Genomic DNA, 15,077 nt, shown 5'->3' with positions numbered 1-15,077 from the left:
AGCACTGCGGCAAAATCTCAGAACATCCGGCCGGTTTTCAGGACCAAGCGGCAGGAGCATCCGTTTTTACCGAATAAAAGTCGGCAGCGATCGCCTCCTGCCGACGACATAGGGGGAATGTCCGGCAGGATTCCGCAAATTCGACGGATTGATGGACCGAATGCCCGAACGGCCGGGAGTCAGCCCTTCAGCGGCTTGGGCCGGCTGGTTTCCGGCGGCTTGCGCACGGGGATCGGCGGTGCGGCCTTCTCCATGCCGCTCTCCCCCAGATAGGTCTGCGCCGCGGCGACGACGGAGCGCCAGGGCCGTTGCAGGGGGAATTCCGGCCAGCCGTTGGCGAACAGACCGGAGATCATCCAGCCCGCCATCAGCGTCACCGCCAATTGTTCGGAAAAGCCGCCGGTCTTCAAAATCGGCAGGGCGAAATTGCGCCGCCGCTTGATCGGCCACAGCAGCGGCAGCCCGGCCGGAGTCAGCAGGTCGCCGGCCAGATGGGTGAGATAGCCGACGATGAAGGGGATCAGCAGGCGCTGATAGGCCGCATGTTCGTGCAGGACCCACAGGCAGCCGGCGATGGCCAGCGCCGAATGGGTGACGCCGCGATGGCCGAAGATATTGGAGATCGCGGTGGACAGCGGCTTGACCATCTGGCCCAGCGTCGATTTCGGATGGTCGATGTCCGGCGCCAGCGCCCCCAGAATCGCCGCCCCGAAGGCGACCGCGTCGAAGGTCATCCCGTACCGGCTCGACAGGTAGAACCAGGTGGCGCCACCGACGATTATGTGAGAGGACGCCATCACCGTCGGGTCACCGGGGCCTGAAGCTGGTCTCTGTCGGGACGGCTCCTGTGCCGGACCCGAAATTGTGGGGAGTTTGACCTTAAAATACTTTCCGGCCCAAGAACAATAATTCAAGCAGAAACAAGGGATTCCCTAAACGCATAACCTCCATGCGTTCGGCAACGGCGGGTTGCCGGAAGACTGGCGTCGGCCGGCGATTCACTCCTGTTCGTTCTTTGCCTGGGTCGCTTCGATTTCGTCCAGCACGGCATCGGGGGCGACATCCTGCCGGATGACGTCCAGTTCGGCGTCGACCTCCGTCTCCACCCCCAGATGGTCGGCGATGGCGGAAACCAGCGTGACCAGCTTCGTCACCTCATGCTCGGCCAGCAGGCTGATCTGCAGGTCGAGGTCGGCGCGCTTGTCGGAAACCGCGGCCATGCGGTTCTGGCTGATGAGGACGAAGGTGGAGAGGAAGATCGCCTCCACCGACGCGATCATCGCCAGCACGACGAAGGACGGATCCCACGGCTTGACGATGGGCAGCCAACCCAGATTGATCAGGATCCAGCCACCGAACAGGATCAGGTGCAGATAGACGAAGCGCATGCTGCCGGTGAAGCGGGTGACGGTATCGGCGATGCGGTCCTGCAGCGTCGCCTCCACCTCCTCCCGTTTGCGGCGGGCCTGCAGCGCCTGGATGTTGCGCTCCAGCACCGCGCTGAGACCGGCGGTCTGGGGCGGCGGATAGGTGGGCGGGCGTTGTGCCGACATGGTGTCTCCGTGGTCTGCGGCGGCGGTTCCGTCGTCGCCATGACCGCCGCCGACAGAAAACCGTGGCGGCATGCGGGCGTTCCGGCCCCTGCCCGTCTGGCACGTGCCGGAACTCCGGCCGGGACGGGATGTTGGCCGAAGGGCAACCGAAACCGGGAGAACCAGATGGACAAGTCCAGGAATCAGGATCAGGACCGCAAAATCTCCAACGCCGACAGCCCCAATCCGGGCGCCCAGGGTGGCGGACCGGTCACTCCCGGCCGCGCCGGCCAGGGCATGGGCGTCGGCACCGGCCGTTCCGACGACCTTCCGCACACCGTCGGCGGCGGGCCGTCGACCACCGTCACCGTCGGCGAGGGCACCGGCCAGCGCCGCGACCTGCCCGACCAGCACGCCGCTCCGCCGACCCCGAAGGAGGACGCCGGCAAGCGGCCGCGCAACCGCGAGGCGGGGAAGCCGGGCTGAGCGATTCCGCGCGAGGCCCCCTGCTTCCCGCCCCTTCTTTCTTCCTCCGAACGCGTCGGCGCCGCCGCGGCGGGGTAGCTTGCTACCGCCGCGGGTGCCTGGCGTTTAATGGCATTACTCCCATCCGGCACGGGCGGGGCACATTCCCCATCCGCAGTGCTCTGGCATAGTTTCGCGGACCTGCCGGCAGTTGAAGCCGGGCACAACGCCAGGGAGTGGTCGCCGATGGACTCGAAGGAATTCGCAAACGCGGCAGACGGATCATTGGACGGGCCGTTGGGCAATGGTGGCGGTGCGGCGGTTGGCGTCATCGGCAACCACCGCTTCGCCGCCTGGATGCTGTCCGTCGCGTTTCTGTTCGTTCTCAGTGTCGACACGCTGCTCGGCGTCGTTCTCAGGCCCTTTCTGGATGCCGGGCTCGACACCACGGTCTGGGACGTCCTGCTCCTGATCCTCGGCCTGTCGCCGGAACACCTGCCGCTCGATTCCTGGGAACCCATGATGACGGCCTTCACCTGGCTGCATGAAAATGGGCAGGGCAACGTCTACGACGCCATCTTCTTCACCAAGCATGTGAAGTTCCAATATCCGCTGACCTCGCTGCTGGTGCTGGAGGCGATGTCGGCGCTCGGCCTGCTCCATCTGCGGATCTATGCCCTGATCAACCTGCTGATGGTCGTCGCCACCGCCGGCGGCATGGCGCTGCTGATGCGCGAACTGGCGGAACGCATGGGCTTCGACCACACCGTGCGCAACGGGGTCAGCCGGCTGACGCTCGCGGCACTCGGCGCGGTGGCGACGCTGTGCTTCTTCCCGATCGTCAAGGCGTTCGCCGTCGGCCAGATGCAGGTGTGGCTGAACGCCGCCTTCGTCTTCGCCACCCTGTTCTACGTGCGCGACCAGCGGGCGCTCGCCGGCGTGATGCTCGGCGCATCGACGCTGATCAAGCCGCAGATGTCGCTCTTCCTGATCTGGGCGCTGCTGCGCCGGGAATGGGGGTTCGCCATCGGCTGGGCGGCGGTGGTGATTCCCGGCTTCGCCGCCGCCAGCGCCCTCTACGGCTTCGGCCCGTCGCTGCATTACCTCGACGTGCTGTCGTTCCTGGGCCAGCATGGCGAAAGCTATTATGCCAACCAGACCTTGAACGGGCTTCTGCACCGCCTGCTGCAGAACGGTCCCAACCTGCTGTTGAACACCAACGGCGAGGCCGAATGGCGGGGCAGCGCCTTCCCGGCCTACAATGCGCTCGTCCATGGCGCGACGCTGGTCTCCGGCATCCTGTTCGTCCTGTTCGGCCTGCTGTGGCGGATCAGGGACGGGGCGGGCGGCGGCAATGGGGCCAGTAACGGGAGCAACCGGCGGCTGCCCATCGCCTCCTTCCTGGTGGCCGGCACCTGCTTCACGATCGGCACGCCGATCGCCTGGATCCCGCATTACGGCGTGCTGCTGCCGGTCTGCGCCTATCTGCTGTTCGTCCTGATCGACCTCGCCGCCCGGGACCGGCGCCGCGGCCTCGGCAAACTGCTGCTGCTGGGCATCGGATTCGCGATCGTGAGCAACGACTTCTTCCAACCCCTGAACGGGCTTGCCGATACCCCCCTCAACGTCCTGCAATCCTACCTGTTCTTCACCGCCCTGCTGCTGCTGCACCTGCTGGTGACGACAGCGGACACGCCGCGGGCGTCCCGGCAACCTTCTGCCCCGCCCCGGCCCGCCTGACGGTCAGCGGAACGCCCGCCGGAACGCCGGGGCTCGCGCGCCTGTTGGTGAGCCAGATCACCCAACCGGCAGGAAGGAGCCCCGTCATGGCACGGTATTCGGGAGCAGGCTATTCGCACGGAGACGATACGGGCTGGCTGTCGGCGCGTGGGCTGGCGATGATGGCCGGCGGGGCGGCGCTGGCTCTGGTGGCGAGCCGGCTGCTGCCGCCGGTGGTGGCCCAGTTGGCCGGCACCGCCCGCCACGCCGCCGGGCGCGACGGCATTGATGCGCTGATCGACGACCACCGCCACATCCAGTCGCTGCTGGTGGAGATGGTGCAGACCCCGATGGACGCGCCGGGCCGCCGCACCCAGCTGCTGCTGCGCCTGAAGCGCCGGCTCGCCGCCCATGCCATGGCGGAGGAGGACGTCGTCTATCCGCTGCTGCACGATCAGGCGCGCAAGGAGGATGACGCCAAGCATCTCTACGGCGAGCATGCCGAGATGAAGATGCACCTGTTCGACCTGGAACAGACGCCGAAGGACGATCCGCGTTGGCTCGCCGTGGCACTGGACCTGAAGCGCATCATCGACGGCCATATCCGGCAGGAGGAGGAGATCGACTTTCCCGCCCTGCGCAACAGCCTGGACGACGGCCAGACCGCCATCATGTCCGGCGGCGTCGCCCGCGAAAAGGCACTGATCCTCTGACCATCGCCTTCCGATAAAGGACCGGCACCGGAACGCTCCGGCCGCCGGTCCTGTTGCTGAACGCAACCCAAACGAAGGCAAGAGTCGGGGAGACTTCGATGAGAGCACTGGTCTGGCACGGCGCCAACGACATTCGCTGCGACACGGTCCCGGATCCGGAGATCGAGCATCCGCGCGACGCCATCGTCAAGGTGACGACCTGCGCCATCTGCGGCTCCGACCTTCACCTGCACGATCATTTCATGCCGGGCATGGAGAAGGGCGACATCGTCGGCCATGAATTCATGGGCGAGGTGATGGAGGTGGGATCGGAGGCCAAGAGCGCGCTGAAGGTCGGCGAGCGGGTGGTGGTTCCCTTCACCATCTGGTGCGGCGAATGCGACCAGTGCAAACGCGGCAACTATTCGGTCTGCGAACGCTCCAACCGCAACAAGGCGCTGGCCGACAAGGTCTTCGGCCACACCACCGCCGGGCTGTTCGGCTACACCCATCTGACCGGCGGCTATGCCGGCGGGCAGGCCGAATATGTGCGGGTGCCGATGGCCGACCGCACCCACATCAAGGTCCCCAGCGGGCTGACCGACGAGCAGGTGCTGTTCCTGGGCGACATCTTCCCCACCGGCTGGCAGGCCGCCGCCCAGTGCGACATCCAGCCGACCGACACCGTGGCGATCTGGGGCTGCGGCCCGGTCGGGCAGATGACGATCCGCAGCGCCATCCTGCTCGGCGCCAAGCAGGTGATCGCCATCGACCGCGTGCCGGAACGGCTGGCGATGGCCAAGGCCGGCGGCGCCATCACCATCAATTTCGAAGAGGAGAGCGTCGTCGAACGGCTGAACGAGCTGACCGGCGGCAAGGGTCCGGAGAAATGCATCGACGCAGTCGGCATGGAGGCGCACGCCACCGCCACGCTCGATTCGATGTACGACCGCGCCAAGCAGGCGCTGATGCTGGAATCGGACCGCGCCCATGTGCTGCGCGAGATGATCTATGTCTGCCGCCCGGCCGGCACGCTGTCGATCCCCGGCGTCTATGGCGGGCTGATCGACAAGATGCCTTTCGGCATGGCGATGAACAAGGGCCTGACCTGGCGTATGGGCCAGACCCACGTCAACCGCTGGACCGACGATTTGCTGAACCGGATCCAGGAAGGGCAGATCGACCCGTCCTTCGTCATCACCCACACCGTTCCGCTCGATCAGGGACCCGAGATGTACAAGACCTTCCGCGACAAGCGGGACGGCTGCATCAAGGTGGTCCTCAAGCCCTGAGGTGACGTCATGGCCTATTACAACCGCTCCTCGGCCGGAGACAACCTCGCCCGCGGACTGGGCTGGTTCAGCATCGGCCTCGGCGTCGCCGAGCTGATGGCCGGCCGAACCATCGCCCGCTGGATGGGGATGGAGGACAAGACCAACCTGATCCGCGCCTATGGCGTACGGGAGATCACCACCGGCGTCGGCCTGCTGGCTCTCGGCGATCCCAAGCCCTGGATCTGGGGCCGCATCGCCGGCGATGCCGTCGACATGGCGACGCTGGCGGAGGGTATGCGGGACAATCCGCGCGCCGGGAATGCCGGCATCGCCTTCGGCGCCGTGCTGGCGACGACGGCGGTGGACATCGTCTGCGCCCAGAAGCTGCACCAGGAGGAGGCCCATTACCGCAGCCTGCCGGTGCCGGATTACAGCGGCCGCAGCGGCTTCCCCCGCCCCGTCTCCGCCATGCGCGGTGCGGCCAGCGACGCCCCGATCGCCGAGGACATGCGGACGCCGAAGATCCTGCAGTTCCAGCCGGCGACCGGCCAAACCGGCGCCTCCTGACGCATGCATCCGGCCGACCTGTTCATGAGTCTGTGGCGCCAATTGCAGGAGCGCCGCGACGGGGTCCACGTTCTGGCCGAAGCGCTGGAGGCGGACCACGACCGGGCCGGCCGGTTGGCCGACGAGGCGGCGGAGCGCCTGCGGAACGGGGTCCGGGTGTTGGCGGATTGGGCCGGATCGGACCTCGACCGGATGCTGGCGGCGGCGCAGGCCATCGACGCTTGGTTCGCGCCGCTGGCCTCCCGTTACGACATCAGGAGCGACCACCCGCTTCCGGCCGAGCGGCTGGAGGCGCGCCGCCGCCTGAACCGTGACGGGCGGTTCAATGCCGATGCCGCCGACGGGCAGCTGATCCTGCGGCCCGGCCTGTTCGCCCGGGCGATGAACATTCGCGAGACGGCGCCGCCCAACGCCCTTTCACCGGGCGCGGATCCCGAGGCGTTCGATCCCGTCGATCTGTTCACCAACCTGCTGGCGGTGCCGCCCAGCCTGACCATCGAGGCGGAGCGCGAGGGCGATCCGAAACGGCGCATCGCGGTGGAGTACCGGCGCATCGCCGCGGTGTCCGATCAGGACCCCAGCGACCCCGGCTGGACGCCAATCGTCGGTGTCGTCCCGCTGGCCGAGGCGGAGGACGACCTTGCCATCCACCAGTTCCGCCGCGGCGGCGAGGATTGGTACGACCCCACCCCGCGCGAGCTTGGCCGCCGCGCCGCCGACGCCATCGCCGGGTTGGCGCAGCAGGGCGCCACTTTCGTGCTGTTCCCGGAGGTCTCGGTCCATCCCGATACGCTGGCGGCGATCCGGCAGGCGCTGCGCGCCCAGGCGGTGGACGGCCCGATCCGCTATGCCCTGCTGGGCGTGAAAGAGGAGGGGGAGGGCCGGCCGCGCAACCGTGCGATCCTGCTCGACCGCTGCGGCCGGGTGGTCGCCGACCAGACCAAGCTGCATTGCTGGGACCTCGACAGCGACCAATGCCGCTCCTACGATCTGCGCGACCGCAACGGCCGGCTGCTGGACTGCGCCCGCGAGGACATCGAGACCGGCGACCGCTTCACCCTGTTCGAACTGCCCGACCTCGGCCGGCTCGCCGTCGCCATCTGCGAGGATCTGGGGCGGACGGAGCCGAGCGCCTGGATCGCCTCGGGCATGATGGTGGACTGGCTGGTCACCCCGGTGATGGACAGCGGACTGACCACCGAACGCTGGCAGGCGAAGGAGGGCGGAGCCTCGTCGCGCGCCGGCTATTGCCGGGTGATCGTCGCCAACAGCATGGCGCTGTCGCACCGCTTCAACCGCTACTGCCGCGCCAACGGCGAAGAGGACAAGATCATCGAATCTTGCGGCGTCGCCCTGCTGTTCCAGCCGCGGGCGAGCCAGGCCAGCGCCCCGCGCATCGCCTGCCTGACCCTGCCGCTCGCCGATCCGGCGCCGGGCTATGCCTGCGCCCGCTGGACGCCGGCCAACTGGCCCGCCCTGCCCGACCCGGAACCGGAGGAGGCCTGCGCCGCCGAGGAGAATGGCAAATGAGCGCTCTGGAACAGGCGTTGCGGAGATTGGGCGACGAGTTGCTCGATGCCGTCGGGCGGGAGGATTGGGCGGTCGCGGATGCCGAACTGGAGACGCTGGCCCAGGAAGCGGTGGCTGCAGTCGTCGCCGACCGGACCGACGATCTTGCCGCCCTCGCCCGGACCGCCGCCCGCTGCCACACCGCACTGTCCCTGCAGGACGATCCGGGCGGGAAGGCGATGCAGCGACTCGGTCAGCTGCGCATGCTCGCGGTCATGATCGCCGCCGCCCGCAGTCACACCCCGCCGCGCCCGGCCGACGCTCTGTCCGCGACCGCCGGTGCGGTTCTGTCGGCATTGGAAAGCGGACCGCGGACCTGTCCCGCCATCGTCGAGGCGACCGGGCTGTCGACGGAGCAGGTCGGCGCCGTCCTGCCGGAGCTTCGCGCCGCCGGCCTCATCCGCTCCTGGCCGGCCGGACGGCTGACCGTCAATGCGCTTGGGTCCGACTGAGAATGCCTATTTGACCTCCGGTCTGTTGCGTCGGAGGCGTTGATTTTCTCAACCTTAGCCCGGTTCCGATCCGGGTCGGCAGGACGCGCGAATTGACGCGCATACCATAGTATTATCTGAATTTTTGACTGTCGGCTATGTGATTTATACTTGTCCTTGCTTGATTATCTGTGGACCATGAATGTCATTGTGACAAGGAAGCGCATCGGAAAGAAAGCAGAGGCGGACTGCACGGATGTGGCGTGTTCGCGTCCAGCTTTCTGTCATCGCCTGATTGGATGGCCTCCAGTCGCGTAGAGTTCTGTGCAAGAAAATGCACAACCCGCGCATTATACATCAGTAAAATTATGGCATACATTTCGTCATTGAAAGTTACTCGTCGTTGAAAGTTACGCGACAAGCAATTTTCACGTACCGTTGTATATCAGTTAAATCCGTGAAGCTGCATCCTGTCACATCATCGCGTGATGTCCACTCTTTAAATGAGGAGATGTGCACATGAGCCGACTCACCAGAATTTTACCAGTATTATTTGCGGTTATTTCCTCGATACTGATTTCCGGCTGCTCCGTTCATCTTGTATCCGATTATGATGAACAGATCGATCATGGCCTCACGCAATTTAACACTGACCTGACCGCCTTTACCAACAGGATGATTGCAGCGGCAAACACACCGGCTGGAACCTACTCATCCAACAAGGACTTTTACGTTACGCAGGACGCGAAGCTGGCGACATTGGTCGTCCGGGCAGAGGCCCACAAGGTACTGAACAGCTGCCCTTCGGTCCAGTTGGTCAAGCAGGCGGTCATCAAAGCGATGCCGCCATTGCCCAAGCCTTCACCAATCCCATTGCCTGACCCACAACAAGTCATCGCGCAGATTGGCGAGAATGATTGTTCTGTTGTTCTCTTGAATTTGATCAGACAAGGCTTTGACCAATTGAAAGTGTTTCATGAAGCACAGCAAGGAAAAGGCATACCGGCCGATGCACATGACCCCATACTTGTCGGTGGGATCGGATCTCTTGTGCGATCTGGAATCATGATTGAAATAGCTAAAAAAAGCGGTGGTTCCGTATCAACGAAGCAGTAATGGCTTAGCAGGAGGAAAAAATGGCGCTCGATATGGACCAGCTGACCAACACGATGATTACCGCTGGAAAAAATATAGCCGGCACCTTATGGCATGATATTCAGGTATATGCAGTGCCAGAGCTAAAAAAAATAGCGATGCAGATCGTCGCAATTGAAGAATCCATGATGAAACCAAATCCGCCTTACACAACCGAAGGCGCAAAAGCTCTATTGAATATGCAGATCACCGCCACGATGGGCGTTATTGTAGCAATGACACATTTGACTTTGCAGGTGATACAGAAAGCTATCGATACGATAATGGATGCCATCAAAAGCGTTGTGAATACAGCCCTCGGTTTTACGCTCATCGCATGAGAGCACCCAATGAAACGGTCTTTGATTTGAAAAATCCGTCCACCGCACCCAGCGTCTTTTCACCGTCATCCCTGCGGTCGCGGGGATGACGGCTGAGAAAGGCAAAAGACATGGTCCACGGCGAATGGCTTCGAACCTGAAGCATCCCTCAGAAGGCATTTGAAAATTCACGAATTCCGACGTCAATCCACCGTGAAGGTGTTGCGCAGCGACCCGTCGGCATTGACCATCTGGTAGCGGCCGTCGGGAAGCTTGTAGATCTCCATGCATTGCTGGCGCGGATCGATCTCCAGCGTCAGGCAATAGCGGTCGCCCGACACCGTCCAATGGCCGTATTCGTTGCCCTTGCCGCCGGAAATGACGATCGACCCGTCCTTGGAAAAGCGGTTCACGTAGGACTTGCCGCGCGCGTTGACGATGCTCAGCGTGTGGCCGCCCAGCAGTGTCGACACCTCCGGCCCGGTCAGGCGCTGGGCGCCCGGCTTACGGTATTCCGGCTCGAACCCGGCGCAGGCCGACAGACCCGCAAGGGCGGCCAGCGTCACCACGAGCAGACGCCCGCGACCAGGGAAGGCGGGATGGGAATGGGTTGACGATCGCATGGGTCGGGCCGCCTTTTCCGGTTCGTTGCACCGTTCAAGATTGGCGGCCAAGCTGGTTCCGACAAGTCATGATGGTTGCCCGCCCGCCGCAAGGATGGCGGAGGGCGGGGGTACCCCATCAGGATGAGAGCGTCTTGTTGATCCGCAGCGCCACCAGCGTGCAGATCGCGCCCGACAGCAGGTAAAGGCCCGACGCGATCAGCCCGAAATGGCTGGACAGGTACAGCGCGACGAAGGGCGCGAAGCCAGCCCCGAACAGCCAGGCCAGATCGGAGGTCATCGCCGACCCGGTGTAGCGGTACTGCTGGCTGAAGCCCGACGCCACCGACCCCGACGACTGGCCGAAGGACAGGCCGAGGATGACGAAGCCCAGCACCATGAACACCAGTTCGCCCGTCTGCCCGCCGTTGAGCAGCAGCGGCGCGAACCCACTGAACACCGCGATGGCGGCGGCACAGGTGCCGAGCAGCGTCCGCCGACCGACCCTGTCGGCGATGTAGCCGGATGCGACGATGGCCGCGATGCCGAAGGCGGCCGCGATCACCTCGATGATCAGGAAGGCACCGGTTTCCTGATTCGCATTCAGGAAGATCCAGGACAGCGGGAAGACGGTGACCATGTGGAACAGGGCGAAGCTCGCCAGCGGTGCGAAGGCGCCGATCACCACGCGCTTGCCTTCCATCTGCAGCGTTTCCACCACGGGCGCCGGCTGCAGTTCGCGGTTCAGGAACAGGCGTTCGAACTCCGGCGTCTGCACGAGTCGCAGGCGGGAGAACAGGGCCACCACATTGATGGCGAAGGCCACGAAGAAGGGATAGCGCCAGCCCCAGGCGAAGAAATCCTCCGCCGACAGGCTGTTGACCATGTAGGCGAACAGGCCGCTCGCCACGATCAGGCCGATCGGCGCGCCCAGCTGCGGGATCATGGCGTACCAGCCGCGCCGATTCTCCGGCGCGTTCATCGCCAGCAGCGAGGCCAGACCGTCCCAGGTGCCGCCCAGCGCGATGCCCTGGCCGATGCGCGACAGTGCCAGCAGCCATGCGGCGGCGACGCCGATGGCCTCGTAGTCCGGAAGGAAGGCCAGCGCCACCGTGGAGATGCCCAGCAGGAACAGGGCGATGGTCAGCTTGGCGCTGCGCCCGTAACTCTCGTCGATGGCCATGAAGATGAAGGTGCCGATCGGTCGCGCGACGAAGGCCAGTGCGAAGATGGCGAAAGACCAAAGGGTCCCGGTCAGCGGATCGACATAGGGGAACACCAGCTTCGGGAAGACAATCACGGAAGCAATGGCGTAAACGAAAAAGTCAAAGAACTCGGATGTTCGGCCGATGATAACGCCGATGGCAATTTCTCCGGGGTTGACCCCGTGATGCCGCGCGTTCACCAGCCTCGCATCCCGTTCAACGGCCGCAATCGATGAAGTCATCATGTCGGCTCCGGCTGCGTTATTTCGCTTGCGATGATCCGCAGATCATACAATATGGGGCACCAACTTTCGGTGACCTGTCAAGCGCGCAGGAGTCAGGCATTGGACAAATTGTCCAATGTCATAGCTAGGCTATTGCCGCTAGCTGTCTCCCCAAAGCAAACCTTATGAAACAGGTCCTGCCTTGAGCCGTTATCGCGCAATCGCCCTGCTGCCAGTGATGGCGGCGTTGAGTGGCTGCAACCTGGTCGTGCTGAACCCGGCCGGCGACGTTGCAAACCAGCAGGGAGACCTTGTGGTCATCTCCACCCTGCTGATGCTGCTGATCATCGTCCCGGTCATGGCGCTTACCGTGCTGTTCGCCTGGCGTTATCGTCAGTCCAATAGCACGGCCCGCTACGAACCGGACTGGGACCATTCGACGCAGCTTGAACTGGTGATCTGGGCCGCCCCGCTCCTGATCATCATCTGCCTGGGTGCCATCACCTGGGTGACCACCCACAAGCTCGACCCCTACCGTCCGCTCGACCGCATCGCCGCGGACAAGCCCGTTCCCGCCGGCGCCAAGCCGCTGGACGTGCAGGTGGTGGCGCTCGACTGGAAGTGGCTGTTCGTCTATCCGGAATACGGCATCGCGTCCGTGAACGAGATGGCGGCTCCGGTCGACCGGCAGATCCGCTTCAGCCTCACCGCCTCGACGGTGATGAACTCGTTCTACGTTCCGGCGCTGGCGGGCATGATCTACACCATGCCGGGCATGGAGACGAAGCTCCACGCCGTGATCAACGAGCCGGGGACCTACAAGGGCTTCTCGTCCAACTACAGCGGCGCCGGCTTCTCGCACATGCGCTTCAACTTCCTCGGCCTGTCGAACCAGGATTTCGACGGCTGGGTTTCGAAGGTGAAGTCGGCCGGCGGGTCGCTCGACCGCAACGCCTATCTGGCGCTGGAAAAGCCGAGCGAGGCCGTTCCGGTCCAGCATTACGGCAGCGTCGATCCGAAGCTGTTCAACGCCGTCGTCAACATGTGCGTGCGTCCCGGCACCATGTGCATGAGCGACATGGCCGCCATCGACCGTGCGGGCGGGCTGAACGCGGGCGGCAAGGCCGCCGCCGAGGCGATCCTGCGGGCCAACACGCTGGCCGGTTTCCCGGACACGCAAGCGACCGGCCTGTGCACCGTCGCCGAGGCCGCCCAGGCCGCGATGGCGGAAGCCGCTGCGTCAAACTCGGGCGCCGTGCAGCGCCCCACCGTCACGCCGATCAGCGCGTCCGCCACCCCGGCCGGACCGCAGCGGCTGGCCAATCCCTGATTGGGCACACCGGCATGCTTGAGACACTGACGACCTTCCTCTTCGGGCGCCTCAGCCTGGAGTCCTTCCCCTATCACGAGCCGATCGTGGTCGCGACCTTCTTCGCGGTCGTGCTCGGCGGCATCGCGCTGGTCGCCGCCCTCAGCTATTTCAAGCTGTGGGGCTACCTGTGGACGGAGTGGTTCACCACCGTCGACCACAAGCGCATCGGCATCATGTACATGGTGCTGGGCCTGATCATGCTGCTGCGCGGCTTCGCCGACGCCATCATGATGCGCGCCCAGCAGGCCATGGCCTTCAACGGAAGCGAGGGCTACCTCAATTCCCACCATTTCGATCAGGTCTTCACCGCCCACGGTGTGATCATGATCTTCTTCGTCGCCATGCCGCTGGTGACGGGGCTGATGAACTATGTCGTGCCGCTGCAGATCGGCGCGCGCGACGTGTCCTTCCCGTTCCTGAACAATTTCAGCTTCTGGATGACCGTCGGCGGCGCCGTCCTGATCATGGCCTCGCTGTTCGTCGGTGAATTCGCGCGCACCGGCTGGCTGGCCTATCCGCCGCTGTCGGGTCTGGAGGCCAGCCCGGACGTCGGCGTCGACTATTACATCTGGGCCTTGCAGGTGGCGGGCGTCGGAACGACGCTGTCGGGCATCAACCTGATCTGTACGATCGTGAAGATGCGCGCCCCCGGCATGACCATGATGAAGATGCCGGTCTTCACCTGGACCTCGCTCTGCACCAACGTCCTGATCGTCGCCTCCTTCCCGATCCTGACCGCCGTGCTGGTCCTGCTGTCGCTGGACCGCTATGTCGGCACGCACTTCTTCACGAACGACATGGGCGGCAACCCCATGATGTACGTGAACCTGATCTGGATCTGGGGCCATCCGGAAGTCTACATCCTGATCCTGCCGTGCTTCGGCATCTTCTCGGAAGTGACCTCCACCTTCACCGGCAAGAAGCTGTTCGGCTACACCTCGATGGTCTACGCGACCGTCGTCATCACCATCCTGTCCTACCTGGTGTGGCTGCACCACTTCTTCACCATGGGTTCGGGCGCCAGCGTGAACTCGTTCTTCGGCATCACGACGATGATCATCTCGATCCCGACGGGTGCGAAGATCTTCAACTGGCTGTTCACCATGTACCGCGGCCGCATCCGGTTCGAGCTGCCGATGATGTGGACGATCGCCTTCATGCTGACCTTCGTGATCGGCGGCATGACCGGCGTGCTGCTGGCGGTTCCGCCCGCCGACTTCGTGCTGCACAACAGCCTGTTCCTGATCGCCCACTTCCACAACGTCATCATCGGCGGCGTGCTGTTCGGCCTGTTCGCCGGCATCTACTACTGGTGGCCCAAGGCCTTCGGGTTCCGCCTGGATCCGTTCTGGGGGAAGATGTCCTTCTGGTTCTGGGTGATCGGCTTCTACTTCGCCTTCATGCCGCTCTATGTCCTGGGCCTGATGGGCGTCACCCGCCGCCTGCGCGTGTTCGAGGATCCGTCGCTGCAGATCTGGTTCCAGATCGCCGCCTTCGGTGCCGTCCTGATCGCGCTCGGCATCGGCTCCTTCCTGATCCAGATCGCCGTCAGCGTCCTGAAGCGCAAGCAGTTGGTCGACGTGTCGGGCGACCCGTGGGACGGCCGTACCCTGGAATGGGCGACCTCCTCGCCGCCGCCGGGCTACAACTTCGCCTTCACGCCGGTCATCCATGACAACGATGCCTGGTGGGACATGAAGAAGCGCGGCTATGCCCGTCCGCTGGACGGCTTCCGCCCGATCCACATGCCGAGCAACACCGGCACCGGCGTCATCCTGGCCGGCATCAGCACCGTGCTCGGCTTCGCCCTGGTCTGGCACATCTGGTGGCTGGCCGCGGTGAGCTTCATCGGCCTGCTGGCGGTCGCCATCAACCATACCTTCAACTACAACCGCGACTTCCACATCCCGGTGGATGAGGTGGTGCGGACCGAGAACGAGCGGACCCGTCTGCTCTCCGGACAGGTGTAAA

The 15,077-nt window shown here is 64.4% G+C and carries 15 protein-coding genes; 11 read left to right on the top strand and 4 right to left on the bottom strand.

Translation table 11 applies throughout. The features are described from left to right. Positions 1–179: 179 nt before the first annotated feature. Positions 180–797, bottom strand: coding sequence for a metal-dependent hydrolase (locus ACCD06_RS00365; protein WP_109073610.1), 618 nt, complete (start codon positions 795–797; stop codon positions 180–182). Between the two features lie 201 nt (positions 798–998). Then, complete coding sequence (locus tag ACCD06_RS00360) at positions 999–1,553, bottom strand: DUF1003 domain-containing protein (RefSeq protein ID WP_413337932.1); 555 nt, start codon at positions 1,551–1,553, stop codon at positions 999–1,001. Positions 1,554–1,718: 165 nt separating this feature from the next. Between ACCD06_RS00360 and ACCD06_RS00355 the strand changes: the two genes are divergently transcribed. The 9 genes from ACCD06_RS00355 to ACCD06_RS00315 all read left to right on the top strand — a co-directional run bounded on the left by ACCD06_RS00355 (position 1,719) and on the right by ACCD06_RS00315 (position 9,724). After that, positions 1,719–2,018 carry a hypothetical protein gene (locus ACCD06_RS00355; RefSeq protein WP_413337930.1) on the top strand — a complete coding sequence of 100 codons (300 nt, stop codon included), beginning with the start codon at positions 1,719–1,721 and terminating at the stop codon, positions 2,016–2,018. A gap of 225 nt (positions 2,019–2,243) precedes the next feature. Then, positions 2,244–3,737 (top strand): glycosyltransferase family 87 protein, encoded by a 1,494-nt coding sequence (locus ACCD06_RS00350; RefSeq protein WP_413337929.1) that lies wholly within the window; start codon positions 2,244–2,246, stop codon positions 3,735–3,737. A gap of 86 nt (positions 3,738–3,823) precedes the next feature. Then, entirely contained in the window at positions 3,824–4,429 is a 606-nt protein-coding gene (locus tag ACCD06_RS00345) for a hemerythrin domain-containing protein (RefSeq protein WP_413337927.1), read from the top strand. Between the two features lie 98 nt (positions 4,430–4,527). Continuing rightward, positions 4,528–5,700, top strand: coding sequence for a zinc-dependent alcohol dehydrogenase (locus ACCD06_RS00340; RefSeq protein ID WP_413337926.1), 1,173 nt, complete (start codon positions 4,528–4,530; stop codon positions 5,698–5,700). A gap of 9 nt (positions 5,701–5,709) precedes the next feature. Next, positions 5,710–6,249 (top strand): cyclase dehydrase, encoded by a 540-nt coding sequence (locus ACCD06_RS00335; RefSeq protein ID WP_136702139.1) that lies wholly within the window; start codon positions 5,710–5,712, stop codon positions 6,247–6,249. Between the two features lie 3 nt (positions 6,250–6,252). After that, entirely contained in the window at positions 6,253–7,779 is a 1,527-nt protein-coding gene (locus ACCD06_RS00330; RefSeq protein ID WP_413337923.1) for a nitrilase-related carbon-nitrogen hydrolase, read from the top strand. Then, the gene (locus tag ACCD06_RS00325; RefSeq protein ID WP_109073617.1) at positions 7,776–8,270 is read left to right on the top strand and encodes a hypothetical protein; all 495 of its coding nucleotides are present in this window, start codon (positions 7,776–7,778) and stop codon (positions 8,268–8,270) included. The genes ACCD06_RS00330 and ACCD06_RS00325 overlap by 4 nt, the downstream gene beginning before the upstream one ends. A gap of 498 nt (positions 8,271–8,768) precedes the next feature. Then, positions 8,769–9,365 carry a hypothetical protein gene (locus ACCD06_RS00320; RefSeq protein WP_146205327.1) on the top strand — a complete coding sequence of 199 codons (597 nt, stop codon included), beginning with the start codon at positions 8,769–8,771 and terminating at the stop codon, positions 9,363–9,365. 20 nt (positions 9,366–9,385) lie between these two features. Then, positions 9,386–9,724 (top strand): hypothetical protein, encoded by a 339-nt coding sequence (locus ACCD06_RS00315; protein ID WP_109073618.1) that lies wholly within the window; start codon positions 9,386–9,388, stop codon positions 9,722–9,724. 182 nt (positions 9,725–9,906) lie between these two features. Here the strand turns inward: ACCD06_RS00315 and ACCD06_RS00310 are convergent, their stop codons facing one another. Both ACCD06_RS00310 and ACCD06_RS00305 read right to left on the bottom strand, forming a co-directional pair. Next, the gene (locus ACCD06_RS00310) at positions 9,907–10,326 is read right to left on the bottom strand and encodes a WD40 repeat domain-containing protein (RefSeq protein WP_136702137.1); all 420 of its coding nucleotides are present in this window, start codon (positions 10,324–10,326) and stop codon (positions 9,907–9,909) included. A gap of 118 nt (positions 10,327–10,444) precedes the next feature. Beyond that, positions 10,445–11,752, bottom strand: coding sequence for an MFS transporter (locus tag ACCD06_RS00305; protein WP_413338357.1), 1,308 nt, complete (start codon positions 11,750–11,752; stop codon positions 10,445–10,447). Positions 11,753–11,936: 184 nt separating this feature from the next. On the opposite strand from ACCD06_RS00305, the gene cyoA reads away from it, so the two are divergent. After that, positions 11,937–13,064, top strand: coding sequence for a ubiquinol oxidase subunit II (cyoA, locus tag ACCD06_RS00300; RefSeq protein ID WP_413337920.1), 1,128 nt, complete (start codon positions 11,937–11,939; stop codon positions 13,062–13,064). A 14-nt stretch (positions 13,065–13,078) separates the two neighbouring features. Then, a complete protein-coding gene (gene cyoB / locus ACCD06_RS00295; protein ID WP_413337918.1) occupies positions 13,079–15,076 on the top strand; it encodes a cytochrome o ubiquinol oxidase subunit I in 1,998 nt (665 codons plus the stop codon). Position 15,077 lies beyond the last annotated feature (1 nt).

This window comes from Azospirillum sp. CT11-132 (assembly GCF_047302835.1).
Taxonomy (GTDB): domain Bacteria; phylum Pseudomonadota; class Alphaproteobacteria; order Azospirillales; family Azospirillaceae; genus Azospirillum.
The sequence above is the reverse complement of the archived record's forward strand: the minus strand, read 5'-3'. Positions and strand labels throughout refer to the sequence as shown.